The organism is Streptomyces sp. NPDC048192 (assembly GCF_043202415.1).
Classification (GTDB): Bacteria; Actinomycetota; Actinomycetes; order Streptomycetales; family Streptomycetaceae; genus Streptomyces.
Window position 1 is genome coordinate 487,582 of sequence record NZ_JBIDAL010000006.1, and the last position, 20,170, is coordinate 507,751.

Below are 20,170 nucleotides of genomic sequence, written 5' to 3' on the forward strand. Positions count from 1 at the left end.
GGCCGGCCGCACCGGTCGGGTCACGGGGTCGTCTTGACCTTGATCTGGCCGTCGACGATCTTCTTCTTGGCGGCGTCCAGCTTGGGCTGGATGTCGTTGATGAAGCCGCCGCTGGTGGCCAGCGAGACGCCGTTCTTGGCGAGCGAGTAGACGTTGTTGCCGGTCAGCGGCTTGCCGTCGTGGACAGACTTGATGAAGTCGTACACGCCGACGTCGACGTTCTTGACCATGGAGGTCAGGATCGAGTTCTTGTACTTGGCCAGACCCGGGATGTTGTACTGGTCCGAGTCCACGCCGATGGCCCAGGCGCCCTTGGTGCCGCTGACGGCCTCGATCGCGCCGTTGCCGGAGGAGCCGGCCGCCGTGTAGACGACGTCGGCGCCGTTGTCGAGCATGCCCTGCGCGGCCTCCTTGCCCTTGTCGGGGCTGGAGAAGCCGGACAGGTCGGTGCCGTGGCTCAGGTACTGGACGTCGACCTTGACCTTCGGGTTGGTGTCGTGGACGCCCTGGACGTAACCCGCCTCGAACTTCTTGATCAGCGGGGTGTCGACGCCGCCGACGAAGCCGACGTGGTCCTTCTTGGTCTTCAGTGCGGCCGCGACACCGGCGAGGTAGGAGCCCTGCTCCTCGGTGAAGGTGATGCTGTCGGCGTTGGGCGCGTTCACGACCGAGTCGACGATGCCGAAGCTGGTCTTCGGGAACTGCTTCGCGATCTTGTCCACGGCCGAGGCGTAGGAGAAACCGACCGCCACGATCGGGTTGTAGCCCGCCTGGGCCAGGTCGGACAGCCGCTGCTCGCGGTCGGCCTCGGTGTCGGAGGTCTTGGCGGTCAGCTCCTTGATGGAACCGCCGAACTCCTTCTCCGCCTTGTCGGCGCCGCGCGCGGCGGAGTCGTTGAAGGAACGGTCACCACGGCCGCCGACGTCGTAGGCGAGGCCGATCTTGATGCCCTTGCCGCCGCCCGAGGAGGCGGAGGAGGAGGCGTTGTTGTCGGAGGACGTGCTGCCACACGCGGTGGCAGTCAGTGCGAGGGCTGCGGTGGCGGCACACGCAGCGGAGATCTTGGCTACCCGGCGCACGGGAAGGCTCCTTCACCTGACCTGAGCGCCGTGTCGGCGCTTGATGTGAGCACCATGCCAGTGCTCGAGCCGAAACGCCCCGGCGGCGTCGGCTTCGCGGCATCGTAACGCGCGTAGATGTCGCAAAAAACCCCCTCTCGAAGCCGTTATCGATTCGAGGCAAACAGCGTCTGAACTCGCGCTCTCGACCCGTCGCACGACCGTGTTGCGGAGCGTGCACGATTGGCTTACGACCGTGTTGCGCACGCCACCGAAACGCCCCCGGGCCGCACTGGGGGCGCGCTCCGGGGGCGCTCGGCGCAGGGGCCGGGGCTCAGCCCTGGGCGCCGTTGGGCTCCAGGAAGGCCGCCGCCGTGAACATCTCCACACCGACCCTGATCGCCTGCTCGTCGGCGTCGAAGTCGCCCTGGTGCAGATCGCGTACGATCCGGTCGCCCGGCCGCCGCACCCCGAGGCGGGCCATGGCGCCGGGCACGTGCTCCAGGTACCAGGAGAAGTCCTCGCCGCCCAGGCTCTGCTCGGTGCTCTCGACGGCGTCCCGGCCGCGGCGGGCGGCCATGGCCCGGCGCAGCAGGTCGGTGGACTCGCGGTCGTTCACGACCGGCGGCACCCCGCGCACATAGGTGATCTCGGACTTGGCGCGGTGCAGGGTGGCGACCTCGTCGATGGCCGCGTGCACGATGTCGGGGGCCTGCCGCCAGGCCTCCAGGTCCAGGCAGCGGACGGTGCCGGACAGCTCGGCGTGCTGCGGGATCACGTTCGGCGCGTGGCCCGACTCGATCCGGCCCCAGGTGAGGACCAGCCCGGCGCGGGTGTCGACGCGGCGGGCGATCAGCGCGGGCACGTCGACGGCGACCCGGGCGGCGGCGGTGACGAGGTCGGTGGTCAGGTGCGGCCGGGCGGTGTGCCCGCCGGGCCCGTCCAGGGCGATCTCCAGCCGGTCGCACGCGCTGGTGATCGCTCCGTGCCGCAGCCCGATCTTCCCGGCGTCCACCCGCGGGTCGCAGTGCACGGCGAGGATCCGCTCCACGCCCTTGAGCGCCCCGTCCTCGATGGCGTCCAGCGCGCCGCCGGGCAGCACCTCCTCGGCGGGCTGGAAGATCAGCCGCACCGGGCGGGGCAGCAGGCCCTTGGCCTGGAGGTCGGCGAGGACGAGCCCGGTGCCGAGCACGACGGTCGTATGCACGTCATGGCCGCAGGCGTGCGCCCGGTCGGGAACGGTCGACCGGTACGCGCAGTCGTCCTTGGTGTCGGGGATGGGCAGGGCGTCGATGTCCGCGCGCAGCGCCAGCACCGGCAGGGAGGACCCCGCGCCCTCCCCCGGGCCGATGTCGCACACGAGTCCCGTGCCCTTGGCGAGCACCCGGGGCCGGAGTCCGGCCGCCTCCAGCCGCTCCTTGATCGCGGCGGTCGTACGGAACTCCTGATTGCCCAGCTCGGGGTGCATGTGCAGGTCGCGCCGGAAGGCGACGAGCTCGGCGTACAGGGCTTCGCTCAGCACGCCGGGGAGCACATCCCCCGCGAGGCCGGCCTCGGACTCTAGGGACATCAATTGCTTCACCCTCTGAAGGGTAGGACGCCCGGCTGATCAACTACCCCTCGATCAACAAAAGTTCAGCCCGTTAGGGGAATAAAATCTGACCGGCGGACGCATGGCGGCGGACACTGATGGGTAGAACCCGTATTTCCTCCTTCCACGGATACCACGCCTCGCTACAGTCACGCTCGCCATGTCCACGAACCGGACTACAGCGCGCCCCCCTCCCACTAGGGTCCGCAGTCGTGACCGACGCGACCGGGAACCCGCCCGCCGACACGACCGAATCCTTCCTCCGCGCCACCCGCGCCTCCTACGACGCGATCGCCGAGGACTACGCCGCCCGGTTCCCGGCCGGCGACTGGCACCCCCTGGACCGGACGGTGATCACCGCTTTCGCCGAGCTGGTCACCCGGCACGGCACCGCCCCCGTGGCCGACCTGGGCAGCGGCCCCGGCCACGTCACCGCGCTCCTCGACGAGCTGGGCGTGCCCGCCTTCGGCGTCGACCTCTCCCCGGCCATGGTGGCGCTGGCCCGCGCCGGCTACCCGCGGCTGCGCTTCCACGTCGGCTCCATGACGTCCCTGGACCTGCCGGACGCCACCCTGGGCGGCATCCTCGCCCTGTACTCGACGATCCACGTCCCCGACGACCGCCTGCCCGCGGCGTTCGCCGAGTTCCACCGCACCCTGCGGTCCGGCGGGCACGCCCTCCTCGCCTTCCAGACGACCGACTCGCCCGGCCGTCTGCACCTGCCGGAGCGCTTCGGCCACGAGATCGACCTCGACTACTACTGGCGCACCCCGGAGCAGATCACCGCGTTCCTGACGGAGGCCGGCCTGGAGCTGGTGGCGACGATCCGCCGCGAGCCGGCCGGCGAGGAGACCCGGGCCCGCGCGTTCGTCCTGGCCCGCAAACCCAGCACCGCCCCCTGACCCGGAACCCCTCGGGCGGAGCCGGCGGAACGCGGCGCCGGGAACCTTCCTGCCGGCCCCCTCGTTGCCGCTGGGCCCCTCCGCATCGCCGACCCCGGGAGCATCATGTCCGCGACCACGCCGTCCGCCTCCACCGTTCTGCCCTTACTCCCCGATCCGGGCGCACAGGCCGAGCGGCTGATCGAGCTGGGAGTGCACGAGATCGCCGGGTTGCCCGCCGCCGAGCTCCGCGGCTTCGCCGAGGCCTCCTCGGGCTGCGCCGGCGCCCTGCTCGCAGTCCACCCGGACCGGGCACCGGCCTCCGCGCTCGCCCCGCTGCTCCGGCGCGACGGCAAGCCGGGCTTCGTCGTCACCGACATGACCGACGTCGACCTGTTCGCCCCGCTCGACACGGTGACGCTGCCCGACGCCCCGCTCTATCTCCTCACCGGCCTCGACCGGGGGGACGGCATGGCCGGCTGGAGCCCCGACGAGGCGCTGCCCGCCCTCACCGCCGCGTCCCGTACCCCGCTGCTGCTCACCGAGGGCCTCCACTGGGTGCTGCAGCAGCCCGCCGTCCTGGAGCGCAACCACTGCTTCATGACCATCGGCTCGCGGCTGCGCAAGGCGGACGGCGCCCTGGACGCCCGTACGCCGGCGCTGTGGATCAGCAACGGCACCGGGCGGGACGGGCGCGAGCGCCGCAACGCCCCGAAGGTCGGCTGGTGCTGGGCGGGCAACCGGCACACCTGGCTGGGCTTCGCCTCCGCGGCGGGGCGGCGGGGCCGGGACCTGTAGGACGTCTGGCGGCGGCCGGGAAACCGGCTACGCCGGGCTCACCGCCGCCAGCCGGTGTACGTCGCGTGCCGTGCCCGTCACGCCCGACAGGAAGCCCTGCGCTCGCGGGGACGCGTTCTCCGTGAGCCAGGTCGGGTCGATGTCGCACACCGCGACCCGCACCCCGGTGCCCGACAGTGCCAGCGGCAGGGTGTGGACGACCGTGGAGGGGAAGCTGAGGACCGTACGGCCGATGGGGCCCCGGCGGGCGATCAGCTCCAGCGGGAGGTCGGGGCGGACGATCTCCAGGCCGGTCTCGGCGGCCAGCCGGTGGAGTTTCTCCGCGCTCTCCCTGCGGTGCGCGAAGTAGCGTGTCGCGCCGTGCGTCTTGGACAGGTGGCGGACCGCCTCCAGATAGGCCTCGCCGTCCACGACTCCCGTCTCCACCAGGGACGTTCCCACCATGTCCGCGCCCTTGGTGATGCGCGGCGGCCCGAAGCGGGCCCGGGTCCAGGAGAAGTCGTTCGCGGTGACCGTCACCCCGTCCGGGGCCTCGGTCACCGGCATGGAGGAGAAGACCTCCACTCTGCGGCGCGCGCTCGGGGTGAGCCGGCGGCGGGCCGAGGAGGACACCGGGGCGAACAGCAGGTCCCGCGCGCCGGGGCGGCCGCCCTTGCGGTGCCAGCGCACCAGACGCTCGCCGCGGGCGAGCTGGGCGACGAACTCCATCGTCGCCGTGCCGTCGTCCACCACGACCAGGTCCTTGGCCCGGGTGATCGTCAGCAGCAGCTGCACGTACCGGGAGAACGGGTCTCCCATGACGATCCGGCCGGCCCTGCGCAGCGGGCCCGCGAGGCCGCCGATCGTCGAGAACGGCGCGGCCGTGCCGCCGCGCGCGTCCTCCCAGCGCACCCGGTACCCCTCGTCCCGGGCCAGGTCCGCCATGCGGCGCAACTGGCCCCGGGTCATGGGGTCGGTCGGGGACAGGACGACCACCGTGAGGTCCGCGCCGGCCGGCGCCGGGTCGCCGGCCGCCGTCCGCCGCAGCTGCGCCGGCACGGAGGGCAGCGGGCCGGCACCCGGCAGCGGGTCCTGCTCGCCGCCGCGCAGTCCGTGCAGGTGCGCCCACTCCAGCACGTTCAGCAGCTGGACCGGGCTCTCCACGAAGGCGAGCGTGCGGGGAGGGTGGCCGGCGTGACCGGCGCGGGGGCTCATCGGCGTACGACCGTCCCGTCGTAAGGGGATCAGAACACTCAGACCGTGACCGGCTCGCCCGCCGCCGCCGCGATCTCCGCCTCGGCGACGACGCCGGCGACGCGGCGCAGCTTCTTCATCGGGGCGAGCTCGGAGTCGTAGACCTTCTTGACGCCGTCGCCCAGCGAGGCCTCGATCACGCGGATGTCGCGGACCAGGCGCTCCAGGCCCTGCGGCTCCACCGAGGCGGCCTGGTCGGAGCCCCACATGGCGCGGTCGAGGGTGATGTGGCGCTCGACGAACACGGCGCCCAGCGCGACCGCGGCCAGCGTGGTCTGCAGGCCGGTCTCGTGGCCGGAGTAACCGATCGGGACGTTCGGGTACTCCTTCTCCAGCGTGTTGATCACGCGGAGGTTCAGCTCCTCGGCCTTCGCCGGGTAGGTCGAGGTGGCGTGGCACATGAGGATGTTGTCGGAGCCGAGGACCTCGACCGCGTGGCGGATCTGCTTCGGGGTCGACATGCCGGTGGAGAGGATGACGGTGCGGCCGGTGGCGCGCAGGGCGCGCAGCAGCTCGTCGTCGGTCAGGGACGCGGACGCGACCTTGTGGGCGGGCAGGTCGAACTTCTCCAGGAAGGCGACGGCCTCGGTGTCCCACGGGGAGGCGAACCAGTCGATCCCCTTCTCCTTGCAGTACTCGTCGATCTGCCGGTACTCGTCCTCGCCGAACTCCACGCGGTGGCGGTAGTCGATGTAGGTCATCCGGCCCCAGGGGGTGTCGCGCTCGATGTCCCACTGGTCGCGCGGGGTGCAGATCTCCGGGGTGCGCTTCTGGAACTTGACCGCGTCGCAGCCGGCCGCGGCGGCCGCGTCGATCAGCTTGAAGGCGTTCTCCAGCTCACCGTTGTGGTTGATGCCGATCTCGCCGCAGATGTAGACGGGCTTGCCCGGGCCGACCTCGCGGGAACCGAACGTACGCAGACGGGAGTTGGTGCTCATCAGGGAGATGTCCTTACTTGGGGAGGGAATCGAGAGAGGGGCCGAGGATCCAGCTGGCGATCTCTCGGATCGCGCCGTCACCGCCGGGGACGGTGGTGACCGCGCGTGCGGCGCCGCGTACGACGTCGTGGGCGCTCGCGACCGCCACGGGCCAGCCGACAAGGGCGAAGCACGGCAGGTCGTTGACGTCGTTGCCGACGTAGAGCACGCGCTCCGGCGCGATGCCCTGCTCCTCGCACCACTGCTTCAGCGCGAGGTCCTTGCGGTCGATGCCGTGCAGCACCGGGAGCTTCAGCTTCCGGGCGCGGGCGGCCACCACAGGGTTCTGTTCCGTGGACAGGACCAGCATCCTCAGGCCGCTTCGGCGGAGGGCCGCGATGCCGAGTCCGTCGCCGCGGTGCACGGAGACGAACTCCCGTCCTTCGGAGTCGATCAGCACCCGGTCGTCGGTCTGGGTGCCGTCGAAGTCGAGGACTACGGCGTCGATGTCGTCGTAGGCGGGCAGCGAACCGGGGCGGTCCGCGTCGAAGAGGGGGGCCAGCGCGCGGGCGCGGGCCAGGTCGTGCGGGTCGTCGATCTCCAGCACGCGCGCGGGGTCGGTGCGGACGAGTTCGGTGCGGCCGAAGAAGCGGTGCCGGTGCTTGCGGAAGCCGGCCGCGTCCATCGCGTAGGCGGCGCCGGTCTCCAGGAAGTCCTGGGGGCGGTCCTGGCGGCGCGGGCGGTAGGACTTGTCGTGGTTGACGCCGGTCCCGCCCTCGGACTCGGTGTCGGCCTCGCGCCAGATGAAGCCGTGGAAGGGCGCCACGGTGACGGCCGTGTCGGCGCCGTTCTCCACGACCGCGCCGGCCACCCCGTCGATGTCCTCGCGGACGAGGAAGGGGCTGGTGCACTGCACGAGCAGGACCACGTCGACGGCGGCGCCGTGCAGGGCCTCGTGGGCGTCCATGGCGTGCAGCACCGCGGCCTCGGAGGTCGCCGTGTCCCCGGCGATGGCGGCCGGGCGCAGCACGACCTCGGCGCCGGCCTCGCGGGCGGCGGCGGCGATGGCCTGGTCGTCGGTGGAGACGACGACGTCGGTCACCAGCCGGGTGGCCCGGCACTCGCGGACCGCGCGGGCCACCAGCGGGACGCCGCCGACGGGCGCGAGGTTCTTCGCGGGCACGCCCTTGGAGCCGCCGCGGGCGGGGATCACCGCGAGCACCCGGCGCACCGTCGCGCCTCGGCCCGCTTCCGGGTTGGACATGGGGTCTCCTTGGATGGTCCCTTGGAAGCCTTGGAGGGTGGTCACAGCTCTCCCATCCGCCGGATCACCGGGGCGACCCGCTGCACGCCGTGGCGGTAGGCGCCGCGCGCGGCGCGGCGCACGATCTGACGGACCGGTCCGGGCTCCTTGTCGGCGGCGGGCGCGCCGGGCAGCGGGACGCCGTCGGGGCCGAGGTGGTGCCGGGCGAGGATGCCGGGCAGATAGCCGGGCGCGGTCTCGGGCGTGTAGTAGGGGTTCAGGGGCGGCAGGCCGCCGGGGCGGTCGAGCAGCTTGACGATGCGTTCGCGTGCGGTGTCGAAGGCCGTGGCGTAGGTTCCGTCGGCGGCGACGCCCTGCCGGGCCACCCACTCCTCGTCCGGCACCGGCCGGTGCCCGGCGTCGAGCTGGTCCCAGGAGGCGAGGCAGCCGGAGCCCGTGAAGTGGTGGTTGCCGAGCACCTCGCGCACACCCAGGTCGGTCAGGATGACCGTGGGGATGCGGCGGTGCAGGGCCTCCAGGGCGGCCGTGGAGCTGACGGTGACGAGCAGGTCGGTGCGGTCCAGCACCTCGCCCATGTGGCCGTACACCAGGCGGAAGTTGGCGGGCAGGTCCCTGCCCTGCGCCAGCTTCTGGTACGGCAGCTCCTCGATGTGGGTGGTGTGTTCCCCCGGCTTGGAGCGCAGCTTCAGCAGCACCTCGCGCTCGGGGTGCCTGCGGGCGTGCTCGATCAGCCGGTTCAGCAGGTACGTGCGGTCCTTGCGGCTGTCCGGGACGGACGGCTGGGCCGCGAAGACCACGGTGTACGGCTCGTGTTCACCGGTGTACGGCGCCCCGCCGAGGAAGGGCAGCGCGACCTCGGTGACCGCGGAGGCGTCGGCGCCCACGCCCTCGTACACGGCCCGGAAACGGTCCGCGTCGTGACGGGAGTTGGCGAGGACGAGGTCGGCGCCGTGCCGCAGCAGCAGTCCGTCGGCGAGCTTCTCGTAGACGACACCGACGTATCCGGTGACGACGACGGGGCGTCTGCCGGCGCCCGCCCAGGCGGCGCGCAGTCCGTGCAGCATGGCCTGGACGCCGCCGCCGACGAGCGCGAGGACGAGGATGTCGTAGGGGTCCTCGCCCGTCTCGCCCATCGCGCGCAGGAACTCGACGCCGGTGACCTCGCGCAGGGAGTCCGCCCGGACGCCGACCTCCTCGAGCTGCCGGGCGGTCGGGGTGGCGCGTCCCCGCAGGAGGTAGCCGTCGAGCCGGATCCCGGCGTCCGTGGGGGCGAGGCGCTGCGCGGTGAGCGCGCCCCACTTCCACCGGGTGTCGGAATCGGCGAGGACGGCGACCCGCAGGGACTTCGTAGCACTTGCTGGCACGCCGAAGACGCTAGGAAGCCATTCCGAGGTTCCGCCCAACCCGAACACAACAAACGGTTAACAGCACATCGCCGAATGGCGAATCGGGCCGTGGGAGCGCTGGAAAAGGGCCCGGTTCACAGCTTCGCCACGTGCCGTTCACCCCGCATCAAGCGGACGGTCAAGACGAATGACGGGCTTCGTCCTAACGTTCAAGCCGTGGTCAAGCTCTCCGTCATCGTGCCGTTCTACAACGTGCAGCAATACGCGCCCGACACGCTTCTGAGCCTGAAGGCGAACGCGCGTGAGGACTTCGAATTCATTCTCGTCGACGACTGTTCCCGCGACGGGACGCCAGAGATTCTCGCGCGCGCGGAGCGCGAGCTGCCGGGGGCGGTCCTCGTCCGGCACGAGCAGAACGGGGGGCTGGCGACCGCCCGCAACACCGGCATCGACCGGGCGCGCGGCGAGTACCTGACCTTCCTGGACGGCGACGACTGGCTCGCCCCCGGCTACTTCCCGCAGCTGGTCCAGGCCATAGAGGACCTGGGCTGCGACTTCGTCCGCACCGACCATGTGCAGTGCACCGCGCGGTCGCGCACGGTGAACCGGGTGCCGGTCGGCCGGCGGAACGTGGTGATGGACCCGCGCGAGGCGATCCTGCCCGCCGACCGGTCGACGTCCGTGGACTACGCGTTCGCGTGGGCCGGCGTCTACCACCGCCGGCTGGTGGACAAGGGGCTGCTGCACTTCACCGACGGACTGCGCACGGCCGAGGACCGGCCGTGGATCTGGAAGCTGCACCGGGAGGCGGAATCCTTCGCCGCGGTGAGCCTGCTCGGCGTGTTCTACCGGCGCGGGGTGGCCTCCTCGCTCACCCAGATCGGCGACGTCCGGCAACTCGACTTCATTCGCGCGTTCGATCAGGTCATCGCGGAAACCGCCCAGGACCGGGACGCCGAACAGCTGTTGCCGAAGGCCGTCCGCACCTATTGCGCCATCATTTCCCATCATCTGGGATCCATCGAAAGGTTCGAGCCCGCGGTGGCGAAGAAACTGAAATCCATGAGTGCCGCGGCCCTGCGGCGCATGCCGCAGGACGTACTGGACGAGGCGCTGGACTCCATGGACCTCCAGCGCGCCACCAAGCTGCGCCGGCTGCGCCGCCGTCCCGCTCCCGCGGGGGCCGCCGCGTGACCACCCAGATCTTCCAGGCGTCGACGCTGTACGGCACGGCCACGCTCGCCGCCGCCCTGGACTCCGGCTGCTTCCGCCCGGCCGACCGGCGGATCCTGCTGGTCTGCAACAACGCGGCCACTCCCGAGACCACGCCCGCGCTGGACGAGGCGCCCGGTTTCGAGCGGCTGCGCGACCGGTTCGACGAGGTGATCTCGTACAACGAGACCATCTTCCCGTTCCACCCCGGCGGCTGGACGCCCCGCGTTGACGATCTGCCGCTGTGGGAACGCTTCCTGCGCCACGAGTGGCGGCTCGCCGACGACGACGTGGAGCTGGCCGTCGAGTCGATCCAGGTGAACCCCGCGCTGGGCCTTGCGCAGATCTTCACCGGCGCCCCGGTGACCGTCTACGCCGACGGCCTGATGAGCTACGGCCCCACCCGCAACAAGATCGACCCGCTGGTCGGCACCCGCGTGGACCGGGTGCTGCACCTGGACCTGGTCCCGGGTCTGAAGCCGCTGCTGCTCACCGAGTTCGGCGTGCCCGGCGAGCTGGTGCCGACCGCCGCCTTCACCAAGGTCCTCGCGGAACTGGCGCCGGTGGGCGACGAGTTGCCCGAGGCCGAGGAGCCCGCGCTGCTGCTCGGGCAGTACCTGTCGGCGCTGGAGATCCTCACCGCCGAGCAGGAGGAGCAGCTGCATGTGCGGATGCTGAAGGGAGCCGCCGCGCTCGGCCACACCAAGGTGGTGTTCAAGCCGCACCCCTCCGCACCGGCCCGCTTCACCCGGCTGCTGGAGCAGGAGGCGGAGCGGCTGAAGGTGGAGCTGACCGTGCTCGACACCCCGGTCCTCGCCGAGGTGCTGTACCAGCGCATGCGTCCGGCGCTGGTCGTGGGCTGCTTCTCCACCGCCCTGCTCACGGCGCAGGCGCTGTACGGCCTGCCGGTCGCCCGCGTCGGCACGGAGCTGCTGCTGGAGCAGCTGACGCCGTACGAGAACAGCAACCGGGTCCCGGTGACCATCGTCGACGCGCTGCTGCCCGACCTCGGCGACCGGGCCGCGGTCACCGAGCAGCGCGCCGGGACGGACGTGGCGGCGCTCGGCGCGCTGATCCGCGCGGTGGGCTTCGCGATGCAGCCGAAGGTCTACCCGAGCCTGCGCGGGCACGCCGAGACCTGGCTCGCCGCGCACCTGAACCAGCACACCATGCGTTACTTCAAGCGCCGGCGGCTGTCCTCGCTTGCGCTGCCCGGCGGGGTGCCCGCGCAGCTGGCGTTCATCCCGCGCAACGCGACGGTGCGCCGGATGGCGAAGAAGGCGCGCAGCCTGCGCAACTCGGTGCGCCGCTGACCCTGTCAGGTGAACGGCCGCTGACGGGTTGACGAACAGTCGCCCGGACGGCTCGGCCGATGGTGTGAGGCGCCGGGTTCCGGCAAGGCGCCTTGCACCATGGCTGTTTCCTCCCCCACCCTCGCCGCCGTCCCCGCACCCCCCACCCGCTCGGCGGCCCCCGCACCCGGGCCGCGCGGCCGGCTGCTCGCGCTGGACGGCCTGCGGCTCGTCGCCGCCCTGATGGTCTGCCTCTACCACTACACCGGACGCGGCGGCACCGTCTCCGCGTCCTGGCACACGAACCCGGCCCACGTCTTCCCCGTGCTGTCCCGGGCCGCCGTATACGGCAACCTCGGTGTGCAGTTCTTCTTCGTCATCAGCGGTTTCGTGATCTGCATGAGCAGCTGGGGCCGCACCCTCGGCGACTTCTTCCGCTCCCGGGTCGCCCGCCTCTACCCCGCCTACTGGGTGGCCCTGCTGCTGGTCACGGCGGCGTCGCTCGCCCTGCCGGCGGTGGTCCGCCCGGTCCGCCTCGACGAGTTCCTGGTCAACCTGACGATGCTGCAGCAGCCCATGGGCGCGACCCGGGTCCTCGGCGTGTGCTGGACGCTGTGGGTCGAGGTCCGCTTCTACGTGCTGTTCGCGCTGCTCGTCGTCCTGCGCGGGGTGACCTACCGCAGGGTGGTGCTGTTCGCCGCCGTCTGGACGACGGCGGCCGTCCTGTGCCGCTCCTCGGGCGACGCACTGGTGAACCAGGTGGTCATGCCCGAGTACGCCCCCTTCTTCGTCGGCGGTCTGGCGCTGTACCTGATCCACCGCTTCGGCGGCGACCTGCTCGCCTGGGGCATCGTCGCGATGTCCTGGCTGCTCGCGCAGAGCGCGGCCACCCAGGGGCTGTGGGGCCCGCACCCGCACCGCGACCCGTACGTCGTCGTCCTGGTCGTCACCGCCGCCTTCGCCGCCGTCGCCGCGGTGGCGGTGGGCTGGACCCGGTGGGCCTCCTGGCCCTGGCTGGTGACGGCCGGGGCGCTGACGTACCCGTTCTACCTGGTCCACGAGCACCTCGGCTGGTTCGTCATCCGGGTGCTGCACCGAGGTCTCGGCCTGCCGGCGTGGCCGACGCTCGCGGTGACCGTGGCCGGGATGCTGCTGCTGGCCTGGCTGATCCACCGGTTCGTGGAGCGGCCGCTCGGGCCCCGGCTGAAGCGGGCGCTGAAGGACCGGAAGTTGGGCAGCCGTTCACCTCGTCTTGGGTTTTGAACCGGGCCCTCGGGCAGGCACCGTAGAGCCCTCGCCACCGCCACCCCACAGGCTTTCCGCAGGGATCCCACAGACGCCGTACCGAGGGAGCGCCACCCCGCATGGCCACCATCCAGGAAACGACCCGACCGCCCCGCAGCCTCGACGACGTGCCCGGCTGGTTCCCGGTGCTCGACCAGCTGCTCTTCGGCTGGTTCCTGAACCGGCAGGAGCACTCCGGGATGCGGGGTGATCTGCTGGAAGTCGGGGTCTACATGGGCAAGAGCGCCATCTTCCTCGGCAGCCACCAGCAGCCGGGCGAGCGGTACACCGTGTGCGACCTGTTCGAGGGCGACGCCCCCGACGACGCCAACCAGGCCGAGGCGGCCAAGTCGTACGCCACGCTGACCCGGCGGGTGTTCGAGGAGAACTACCTCTCCTTCCACGACGAACTCCCCCGGGTGCTGCAGGGCCCCAGCTCGCTGGTGCCCGCCGAGGTCGAGCCCGGCTCCTGCCGGTTCGTGCACATCGACGCCTCCCACCTGTACGAGCATGTGCACGACGACATCGGGGCCGCCCGCGATCTGCTGCTCCCCGACGGGATCGTGGTCCTGGACGACTTCCGCTCCGAGCACACCCCCGGCGTCTCCATAGCCGCCTGGGAGGCCGTGCTCAACCGCGGCCTGCGCCCGGTCTGCCTGAGCACGCAGAAGCTGTACGGCACCTGGGGCGACCCGGAGCCCGTGCAGGAGGAGCTGCTGGCGATGGTGCGGGAGCGGTCCGACTGCCATCTGAGCGTGCAGGAGGCCGCCGGGCACCGGATCATCCGGCTGAAGTCGAAGGGCATGCGGGCGCCGGAGTTCCCGCCGTCCAAGCACGCGCAGGCGGTCCCCGAGCCGGAGCCCGAACCGGTGGCGCCGCCGCTGCCCCCGCGGCAGACCCCGGAGCCCGCCGCCCCGGCGGCGCGCCGCGGCCGGAGCCGGGTGCGCCGGGTCGCCGTGGACCTGCTGCCCCCGGTGGTCACCCGGGCCATCCGCAGGGCGCGCTCCGCCCGGCGCCGAGCGGCTGCTCAGCCGATGCCGTAGCGGGCCCCGATCCCCGCGATCATCAGCGCGAGTCCCTCCTCGAACTGCTCGTCGTAGCCGTCGAAGAGCAGCCCTCCGGCCTCGGCGGCGAGCGGGAAGCCGGCCATCCGCCGGGCGCGGTCCTCGATGTCGTACCCCTCCCGGCGCTCGTCCGGGAGGGGCCGCACGCCCTGCTCCTCGGTGACGAAACCGATCGTGTACGCGTACGCCGTGCGCCCGGCGTGGACCGCCTGGGCGAGGGTGAAGCCGGCCCGGGTCAGCAGCCGCAGGTCCGCCTCCTGCGCGGGGGCGTGCTCGGTGCCGGTGAAGCGTGAGCCGCTGAACACCTTGGCGCCGTCGCGGTAGCCGAGCAGCGCGGCCCGCAGCCCGCGGCTGGTCTTCAGCAGCCGCTCCTGCCAGGTGTCGGCGGGGTCGAGCGCGACACCGGCGGCCATCCGCCGGTACATCTCGGTCGCCATCTCGTCCAGCAGCGCCTGCTTGTCCTTGAAGTGCCAGTACAGGGCGGGCGCCTTGACGTCCAGCTCCTTGGCGATGGCGCGCAGGGTCAGCCCCTCCAGACCGACCTCGTTCAGCAGCCGCAGCGCGGTGCCGGCGACGCGCCGGCGGTCCAGGGGTGCGCGTTTCTCGGGACTCACCTTGACAGCTTAACAGCGTTAAGGCACGCTCGTCGGCATCGGAACTTAACGTCGTTAAGGAGAATTGTCATGGATGTTCTGATCGTGGGCGCGGGTCCGACGGGTCTGGCCCTCGGCATCGACCTGGCGCGGCGCGGGGTGGAGGCGCTGGTGGTGGAGCGGTCGGCTGGCCTGTTCCCCGGCTCGCGCGGCAAGGGGCTGCAGCCGCGCACCCTGGAGGTCTTCGACGACCTGGGCGTCGTCGACGCGATCCGGGCCGCGGGCGGCCCCTACCCGCCCCGGATGGTCTGGAAGGACGGTGGCCGGGCCGGCGGGGAGCCGATGTTCGACCGCATCGAGGAGGACGAGGGCACGCCGTACACCGAGCCGCTGATGGTCCCGCAGTGGCGCACCCAGGAGATCCTGTACGCGCGGCTGCTGGAGCTGGGCGGGAAGGTCGCCTTCGGCCGCGATGCGACCGGTCTGGAGCAGGACGCCGAGGGTGTGACGGTGCACTTCACCGACGGTACGGCCGCCCGCGCGGCGTACGTCGTCGCGGCCGACGGCGGACGCTCGGCGGTCCGGCAGGCGGTGGGCGTGGGCATGGCCGGGCAGCCGGTGGACCCGGCGCCGTTCCTGGTGGCGGACGTACGGCTGAGCAGCCTGGACCGGGACCACTGGCACACGTTCCCGGGGGCGGACGGCACCGGCGTCGCCCTGTGCCCGCTGGCCGGCACGGACGAGTTCCAGCTCCAGGCGCGCCTGCCGGAGGGCACGGAACCCGACCTCACCCTGGACGGTGTCCGCGAGCTGGTCGCCGCGTACACGCACCTGGCCCCCGAGGACGTCACCGGCCTGCGCTGGTCCTCCGGCTTCCGCCCGCGCGCCGCCCTCGCGGACCGCTTCCGGGCCGGGAGGGCCCTCCTCGCGGGCGACGCCGCCCACGTCCACTCCCCGGCCGGCGGCCAGGGCCTGAACACCAGCGTCCAGGACGCCTACAACCTGGGCTGGAAGCTGGGCGCCGTGCTGCGCGGCGGGGCGCCCGAGGCGCTGCTGGACACCTACGAGGAGGAACGGCGGGCCAACGCGGCGGCCATGCTGGAGCTGTCCACGGGTGTGCACCGCGGGGAGGTCCGGCGCGGCAGGGCGACGGTCCAGCTGGGGCTGGACTACCGGGAGTCGTCGCTGAGCATGGAGACCCGGCGCGATCCCGCCGGGGTCCGGGCGGGCGACCGGGCGCCGGACGGCACCGTGGACGGCGTACGGCTCTTCGACGCCTTCCGGGGGCCGCACTGGACGCTGCTGGGCGCGGAGCTCTCCGGCGCCGGGGTACGGGCGCTGCCCGCCGCCCCCGAGTCGTACGGGCCGGGGGTGTTCCTGGTGCGGCCCGACGGCCATGTGGGCTGGACGGGCGACACGGCGGACGGAGCGGCGGCCTACCTCTCCGCGCTCGGCGCCTGAGCCCTCCCTAGGCGCTGGCCAGCGTCAGCTTCACGGCGAACCCGAGGAACAGCGCGCCCGCCACCGAAGTGGCCGTCGCCGACAGCCGCTTGCGGCGCCGGAACGCGGCGGCGAGGCGCGTGCCGCTGAATATCAGCGCGCTCAGGTAGAGGAAGCTGGCCAGCTGGGCGAAGGCGCCGAGGACGACGAAGGACAGGGCGGGGTAGGCGTAGTCCGGGTCGACGAACTGCACGAAGAAGGCGACGAAGAACAGGATCGCCTTGGGATTGAACAGGCTGACGACGAGAGCCCGCCGGAAGGGCCGTTCGTACCCGGCGGCGGCCGGGGCGGCCTCCTCGACGGCCTTCTCCCTCCGGGTCCGCCACATCTGCCAGGCGGCCCGCATCATGCCGATCGCCAGCCAGGTCAGATATCCGGCGCCGGCGTACTTCACGATCCCGAACAGCAGCGCGTTGGCCTTGAGCAGGGAGGCGACTCCGGCGGCGGACAGCGTCATCAGCACGGTGTCCCCGCACCACACGCCCGCGGCGGCGGTGTAACCGGCCCGCACACCGCGGCGGGCGGCCACGGACAGCACGTAGAGGGAGTTGGGGCCGGGCAGCAGGACGATCAGGACGAGTCCTGCCAGATAGGTGGGGAGATCGATCACGCCGAACATGGAAAGGAGTGTCGCACGGGGGTACGACACTCCGGTCCGGGGCGGCGGTCAGTCGTCGCCGTCGAGGAGGGTGTCGACGGGGAGGTCGAGGGCGACCCCGACGGACTCGGGGACGGGGACGGTCTGGCCCCGCTTGTAGCGGAGGGGGTCGGGGTACTTTCCGTCGACCGGGTTTGCGTAGAGGACGACCTCGTCGTGCTTGCGGTCGGCAATGAGGTAGACCGGGATACCGGTCTCCGCGTAGATCTCGACCTTGTTCGCCGTGTCCTCCGTCCAATTGGAGGACGTCACCTCCAACACCATGCGGAAGACGCGCGGTGAGTAACAGTTCTTCCCGACCAACGCGTCTGCGTAGTCGGCCTCCACGACGGACAGGTCCGGGATCGCATAGTCGGCGCGTCCTGTCGGCAGCCACAGGCCGATACCAGGGCGGACTCTGAGGCCTGCTTCCTTCGCCCCAGCCCGCTGGATCTCATAACCGACCTCGAAGATGGTCCCCTGATGCGGGCCATCCGGCGGCGGCGTCACGATGATGCTCCCTCGAAGGATCTCGACGCGGTGTCCGGGCAGCCAGCTGGAGACACGGTCGGCGGCTTCTTCGATCGTCATCTCGCGCTCTATCACAGCCACGGCAACCTCCTTTCAGGAGCACTCTCCACGAGCGTAACCGGACGCGGGCGCCTTCCGCCCATGATCACCCATACGAAGCAACCGCCCAGCTCAGAACACCTCCGACGGCTCATAAGCCCCCCACACCGCGCGGAGCGCCCCGCACACCTCGCCCACCGTCGCCCGCGCCCGCAGCGCCTCCTTCATCGGGTACAGGACGTTGTCCTCGCCCTCCGCCGCCTTCCGCAGCGCGTCCAGCGCCGCGTCCACCGCCCGCTGGTCACGCTCGGCGCGGAGCTTGTCCAGCCGCTCCGCCTGCCGGGCCTCGATGGCCGGGTCGACGCGCAGGGGCTCGTAGGGCTCCTCCTCGTCCAGCCGGAAGCGGTTGACCCCGACGACGACCCGCTCGCCGGAGTCGGTCTCCTGGGCGATGCGGTACGCGTTCTTCTCGATCTCGGACTTCTGGAAGCCCCGCTCGATCGCCGCGACCGCGCCGCCCAGGTCCTCCACCCGCCGCATCAGGCCGACGGCCGCCTCCTCGACGTCGTCCGTCATCCGCTCCACCGCGTACGACCCGGCGAAGGGGTCGACCGTCGCCGTCACGTCCGTCTCGTGGGCCAGCACCTGCTGGGTGCGCAGGGCCAGGCGCGCGCTCCGTTCCGTGGGCAGGGCGATCGCCTCGTCGAAGGAGTTGGTGTGCAGGGACTGGGTGCCGCCCAGCACGGCGGCCAGGGCCTGCACCGCGACCCGGACCAGGTTCACCTCCGGCTGCTGGGCCGTCAGCTGGACCCCGGCGGTCTGGGTGTGGAAGCGCAGCATCAGGGACCTGGGGTTCTTCGCGCCGAACTCCTCCCGCATCACCCGGGCCCAGATCCTGCGCGCGGCGCGGAACTTGGCGACCTCCTCCAGCAGGGTCGTCCGGGCCACGAAGAAGAACGACAGACGCGGGGCGAAGTCGTCCACGTCCATGCCGGCCGCCACCGCCGTGCGCACGTACTCGATGCCGTCGGCGAGCGTGAAGGCGATCTCCTGGACGGGCGAGGCGCCCGCCTCGGCCATGTGGTAGCCGGAGATGGAGATCGTGTTCCACTTCGGGATCTCGGCGGTGCAGTACCTGAAGATGTCCGCCGTCAGCCGCAGGGAGGGCTTCGGCGGGAAGATGTAGGTGCCCCGCGCGATGTACTCCTTCAGCACGTCGTTCTGGATGGTGCCGGTCAGCCGGTCGGCGCGGGCCCCCTGCTCCTCCGCCACCAGCTGGTACAGGAGCAGCAGCAGGGCGGCCGGGGCGTTGATCGTCATCGAGGTCGACACCTGGTCGAGCGGGATGCCGTCGAACAGCACCCGCATGTCGTCGATCGAGTCGATCGCCACGCCCACCTTGCCGACCTCGCCGTGCGCGAGGGGCGCGTCGGAGTCGTGGCCCATCTGGGTGGGCAGGTCGAAGGCGACCGACAGGCCCGTGGTGCCGTGAGCGATCAGCTGCCGGTAGCGGGCGTTCGACTCGGCCGCCGTGCCGAAGCCGGCGTACTGGCGCATGGTCCAGGGGCGGCCCGTGTACATGGTCGGGTAGACCCCTCGGGTGAAGGGGTACGTGCCCGGTTCGCCCAGTTTCCCGGCCGGGTCCCAGTCGTGCAGGGCCTGCGGTCCGTAGACCGGCTCGATGGGCAGTCCCGACTCCGACTCACGCGTCATGGAGGCCTCCGCGGTACGTCCTGTCACCCCTCACCATGCCCCGTCGTTCGGCGGCGGTCACGCTGGGAAGCATCCGGGCATGAGGAAATCGGGAAGACCCGCCGCCGTGCTCGCCGCGGCCGCCGCCCTCGCCGCGCTCTGCGGCTGCACCGTGCAGCCCGCGGGCGCCGACGGCAAACCCCCGGCGCCGGTGCGCGCCCCGACGCCGGCCCGCGGCTCGACCGGGGCCCCGGCGAGCCGGCCTGCGGATCCCACCCGGACGGCCCAGCGGCCGCCCGCCGCGCCCGCCCGGGTGCTGTGGTCGCGCGGGGACAGCGGGCCGGGCGTGCGGGAGCTGCAGGCCCGGCTGCGCCAGCTGGACTGGCTGTTCGACGGCCCGACGGGGTCGTACGACGATCTGACCGAGCGGGCCGTCCGGGGCTTCCAGGGCAAGCGCGGGCTGCCGCGGACCGGGCGCACGGACACCGTCACCTGGCAGCGGCTGGTCGCCATGACGCATCCGCCGGGGACCTGGGAGCTGTACCTGATGGGCGGTCAGCCGGCGGGCGCGCCCGACCCGCGGTGCATGACCGGGCGGGTGCTGTGCATCGACAAGACGACGCGGACGCTGCGCTGGATGGTCGACGGGCGGACGCTGTCGACGACGGCGGTCCGGTTCGGGGCGCAGTACACGCCGACCCGGGAGGGTGTGTTCCACATCTACTGGAAGGCGCGCGAATGGGTGTCCACGCTCTACCACTCGCCGATGCCGTACGCGATGTTCTTCAGCGGCGGCCAAGCCGTGCACTACTCCTACGACTTCGCGGCGCGCGGTTACGCGGGGGCCTCGCACGGGTGCGTGAACGTGCGGGACGAGACGGTGATCGCCGGGCTGTTCGCTCAGGTGCGGGTGGGCGACAAGGTCGTCGTCCACTGGTGACGCGCCCACGGGCGGCGGGGGATTGCGGGGCGGGGGGGGGGGGGGGGGGCGCGGGGGCCCCCCCCGCCCGGGGGGGGGGGGGGGGGGGCCCCCCCCCCCCCGGGGCCCCCCCCCCCGGGGGGGGGGGGGGGGGGGGGGGGGGGGGGGGTGGGGGGGGTGCGGGAGCCTTTGACCCACCCCCCGCCGGGGGCTGGGCTCGGGCCGGGGGTTTGGGGCGGGGGGTGGGGGACTTGGCGTTTTCGGCTGGGACGTGGCCTCTTTGGCCGGGATGCGTGCGCCCTTTGACTGGGATGTGCTC

The 20,170-nt window shown here is 72.2% G+C and carries 18 protein-coding genes; 8 read left to right on the forward strand and 10 right to left on the reverse strand.

All coding sequences use genetic code 11. The annotated features are described in order from the left end of the window. Window positions 1-20 precede the first annotated feature (20 nt). Together ACGFZN_RS15630 and ACGFZN_RS15635 are read right to left on the reverse strand one after the other, a co-directional pair. On the reverse strand, window positions 21-1,079 hold the full coding sequence (locus tag ACGFZN_RS15630; protein ID WP_393858956.1) for a BMP family protein: 1,059 nt from the start codon (window positions 1,077-1,079) through the stop codon (window positions 21-23). A gap of 313 nt (window positions 1,080-1,392) precedes the next feature. Further along, the gene (locus ACGFZN_RS15635) at window positions 1,393-2,628 is read right to left on the reverse strand and encodes an amidohydrolase (RefSeq protein WP_393858957.1); all 1,236 of its coding nucleotides are present in this window, start codon (window positions 2,626-2,628) and stop codon (window positions 1,393-1,395) included. A gap of 233 nt (window positions 2,629-2,861) precedes the next feature. On the opposite strand from ACGFZN_RS15635, the gene ACGFZN_RS15640 reads away from it, so the two are divergent. After that, entirely contained in the window at window positions 2,862-3,551 is a 690-nt protein-coding gene (locus tag ACGFZN_RS15640) for a class I SAM-dependent DNA methyltransferase (RefSeq protein ID WP_393858958.1), read from the forward strand. A 105-nt stretch (window positions 3,552-3,656) separates the two neighbouring features. Next, window positions 3,657-4,328 carry a DUF5701 family protein gene (locus tag ACGFZN_RS15645; RefSeq protein ID WP_393858959.1) on the forward strand — a complete coding sequence of 224 codons (672 nt, stop codon included), beginning with the start codon at window positions 3,657-3,659 and terminating at the stop codon, window positions 4,326-4,328. A 27-nt stretch (window positions 4,329-4,355) separates the two neighbouring features. Here ACGFZN_RS15645 and ACGFZN_RS15650 read toward each other — a convergent pair whose 3' ends face one another. The 4 genes from ACGFZN_RS15650 to ACGFZN_RS15665 are packed head-to-tail and all read right to left on the reverse strand — an operon-like array spanning window position 4,356 to window position 9,106. After that, window positions 4,356-5,522 (reverse strand): hypothetical protein, encoded by a 1,167-nt coding sequence (locus ACGFZN_RS15650; protein WP_393858960.1) that lies wholly within the window; start codon window positions 5,520-5,522, stop codon window positions 4,356-4,358. 38 nt (window positions 5,523-5,560) lie between these two features. Beyond that, window positions 5,561-6,499 (reverse strand): N-acetylneuraminate synthase family protein, encoded by a 939-nt coding sequence (locus ACGFZN_RS15655; protein ID WP_393858961.1) that lies wholly within the window; start codon window positions 6,497-6,499, stop codon window positions 5,561-5,563. 13 nt (window positions 6,500-6,512) lie between these two features. Then, entirely contained in the window at window positions 6,513-7,742 is a 1,230-nt protein-coding gene (locus ACGFZN_RS15660; protein WP_393858962.1) for a cytidylyltransferase domain-containing protein, read from the reverse strand. 41 nt (window positions 7,743-7,783) lie between these two features. Beyond that, window positions 7,784-9,106 carry a DUF6716 putative glycosyltransferase gene (locus ACGFZN_RS15665; RefSeq protein WP_393858963.1) on the reverse strand — a complete coding sequence of 441 codons (1,323 nt, stop codon included), beginning with the start codon at window positions 9,104-9,106 and terminating at the stop codon, window positions 7,784-7,786. Window positions 9,107-9,304: 198 nt separating this feature from the next. Here ACGFZN_RS15665 and ACGFZN_RS15670 point away from each other — a divergent pair, with 198 nt between their 5' ends. From ACGFZN_RS15670 to ACGFZN_RS15685, 4 genes are all read left to right on the forward strand, one after another. Then, window positions 9,305-10,282, forward strand: a complete 978-nt coding sequence (locus tag ACGFZN_RS15670) for a glycosyltransferase family 2 protein (RefSeq protein WP_393858964.1) — start codon at window positions 9,305-9,307, stop codon at window positions 10,280-10,282. Next, window positions 10,279-11,613, forward strand: a complete 1,335-nt coding sequence (locus tag ACGFZN_RS15675) for an alpha-2,8-polysialyltransferase family protein (protein ID WP_393858965.1) — start codon at window positions 10,279-10,281, stop codon at window positions 11,611-11,613. The genes ACGFZN_RS15670 and ACGFZN_RS15675 overlap by 4 nt, the downstream gene beginning before the upstream one ends. A gap of 99 nt (window positions 11,614-11,712) precedes the next feature. Next, a complete protein-coding gene (locus ACGFZN_RS15680) occupies window positions 11,713-12,855 on the forward strand; it encodes an acyltransferase family protein (protein ID WP_393858966.1) in 1,143 nt (380 codons plus the stop codon). A 101-nt stretch (window positions 12,856-12,956) separates the two neighbouring features. Beyond that, window positions 12,957-13,919: a class I SAM-dependent methyltransferase gene (locus ACGFZN_RS15685; protein WP_393858967.1), complete on the forward strand. Its 963-nt coding sequence runs from the start codon at window positions 12,957-12,959 to the stop codon at window positions 13,917-13,919. Here the strand turns inward: ACGFZN_RS15685 and ACGFZN_RS15690 are convergent. Then, the gene (locus ACGFZN_RS15690) at window positions 13,904-14,554 is read right to left on the reverse strand and encodes a TetR/AcrR family transcriptional regulator C-terminal domain-containing protein (RefSeq protein ID WP_393858968.1); all 651 of its coding nucleotides are present in this window, start codon (window positions 14,552-14,554) and stop codon (window positions 13,904-13,906) included. The genes ACGFZN_RS15685 and ACGFZN_RS15690 overlap by 16 nt on opposite strands. A gap of 69 nt (window positions 14,555-14,623) precedes the next feature. Between ACGFZN_RS15690 and ACGFZN_RS15695 the strand changes: the two genes are divergently transcribed. Continuing rightward, the gene (locus ACGFZN_RS15695; protein ID WP_393858969.1) at window positions 14,624-15,994 is read left to right on the forward strand and encodes an FAD-dependent oxidoreductase; all 1,371 of its coding nucleotides are present in this window, start codon (window positions 14,624-14,626) and stop codon (window positions 15,992-15,994) included. Window positions 15,995-16,001: 7 nt separating this feature from the next. Here ACGFZN_RS15695 and leuE read toward each other — a convergent pair whose 3' ends face one another. The 3 genes from leuE to ACGFZN_RS15710 form a co-directional block, all read right to left on the reverse strand. Next, on the reverse strand, window positions 16,002-16,652 hold the full coding sequence (gene leuE / locus ACGFZN_RS15700) for a leucine efflux protein LeuE (RefSeq protein ID WP_393858970.1): 651 nt from the start codon (window positions 16,650-16,652) through the stop codon (window positions 16,002-16,004). 48 nt (window positions 16,653-16,700) lie between these two features. Beyond that, complete coding sequence (locus ACGFZN_RS15705) at window positions 16,701-17,282, reverse strand: Uma2 family endonuclease (protein ID WP_393858971.1); 582 nt, start codon at window positions 17,280-17,282, stop codon at window positions 16,701-16,703. 90 nt (window positions 17,283-17,372) lie between these two features. Further along, window positions 17,373-18,953: a methylmalonyl-CoA mutase gene (locus ACGFZN_RS15710; protein ID WP_393858972.1), complete on the reverse strand. Its 1,581-nt coding sequence runs from the start codon at window positions 18,951-18,953 to the stop codon at window positions 17,373-17,375. Window positions 18,954-19,032: 79 nt separating this feature from the next. Between ACGFZN_RS15710 and ACGFZN_RS15715 the strand changes: the two genes are divergently transcribed. Continuing rightward, entirely contained in the window at window positions 19,033-19,872 is an 840-nt protein-coding gene (locus ACGFZN_RS15715) for a L,D-transpeptidase family protein (RefSeq protein WP_393858973.1), read from the forward strand. The last annotated feature ends 298 nt before the right edge of the window (window positions 19,873-20,170 follow it).

Excerpts from the sequence above, each read along its gene's own strand:
- ACGFZN_RS15715 (WP_393858973.1), top strand. The coding sequence starts at position 19,033 with ATGAGGAAATCGGGAAGACCCGCCGCCGTGCTCGCCGCGGCCGCCGCC.
- ACGFZN_RS15650 (WP_393858960.1), bottom strand. The coding sequence starts at position 5,522 with ATGAGCCCCCGCGCCGGTCACGCCGGCCACCCTCCCCGCACGCTCGCC.
- ACGFZN_RS15635 (WP_393858957.1), bottom strand. The coding sequence starts at position 2,628 with ATGTCCCTAGAGTCCGAGGCCGGCCTCGCGGGGGATGTGCTCCCCGGC.
- ACGFZN_RS15695 (WP_393858969.1), top strand. The coding sequence starts at position 14,624 with ATGGATGTTCTGATCGTGGGCGCGGGTCCGACGGGTCTGGCCCTCGGC.
- ACGFZN_RS15710 (WP_393858972.1), bottom strand. The coding sequence starts at position 18,953 with ATGACGCGTGAGTCGGAGTCGGGACTGCCCATCGAGCCGGTCTACGGA.
- ACGFZN_RS15645 (WP_393858959.1), top strand. The coding sequence starts at position 3,657 with ATGTCCGCGACCACGCCGTCCGCCTCCACCGTTCTGCCCTTACTCCCC.
- ACGFZN_RS15680 (WP_393858966.1), top strand. The coding sequence starts at position 11,713 with ATGGCTGTTTCCTCCCCCACCCTCGCCGCCGTCCCCGCACCCCCCACC.
- leuE (WP_393858970.1), bottom strand. The coding sequence starts at position 16,652 with ATGTTCGGCGTGATCGATCTCCCCACCTATCTGGCAGGACTCGTCCTG.
- ACGFZN_RS15660 (WP_393858962.1), bottom strand. The coding sequence starts at position 7,742 with ATGTCCAACCCGGAAGCGGGCCGAGGCGCGACGGTGCGCCGGGTGCTC.
- ACGFZN_RS15655 (WP_393858961.1), bottom strand. The coding sequence starts at position 6,499 with ATGAGCACCAACTCCCGTCTGCGTACGTTCGGTTCCCGCGAGGTCGGC.
- ACGFZN_RS15685 (WP_393858967.1), top strand. The coding sequence starts at position 12,957 with ATGGCCACCATCCAGGAAACGACCCGACCGCCCCGCAGCCTCGACGAC.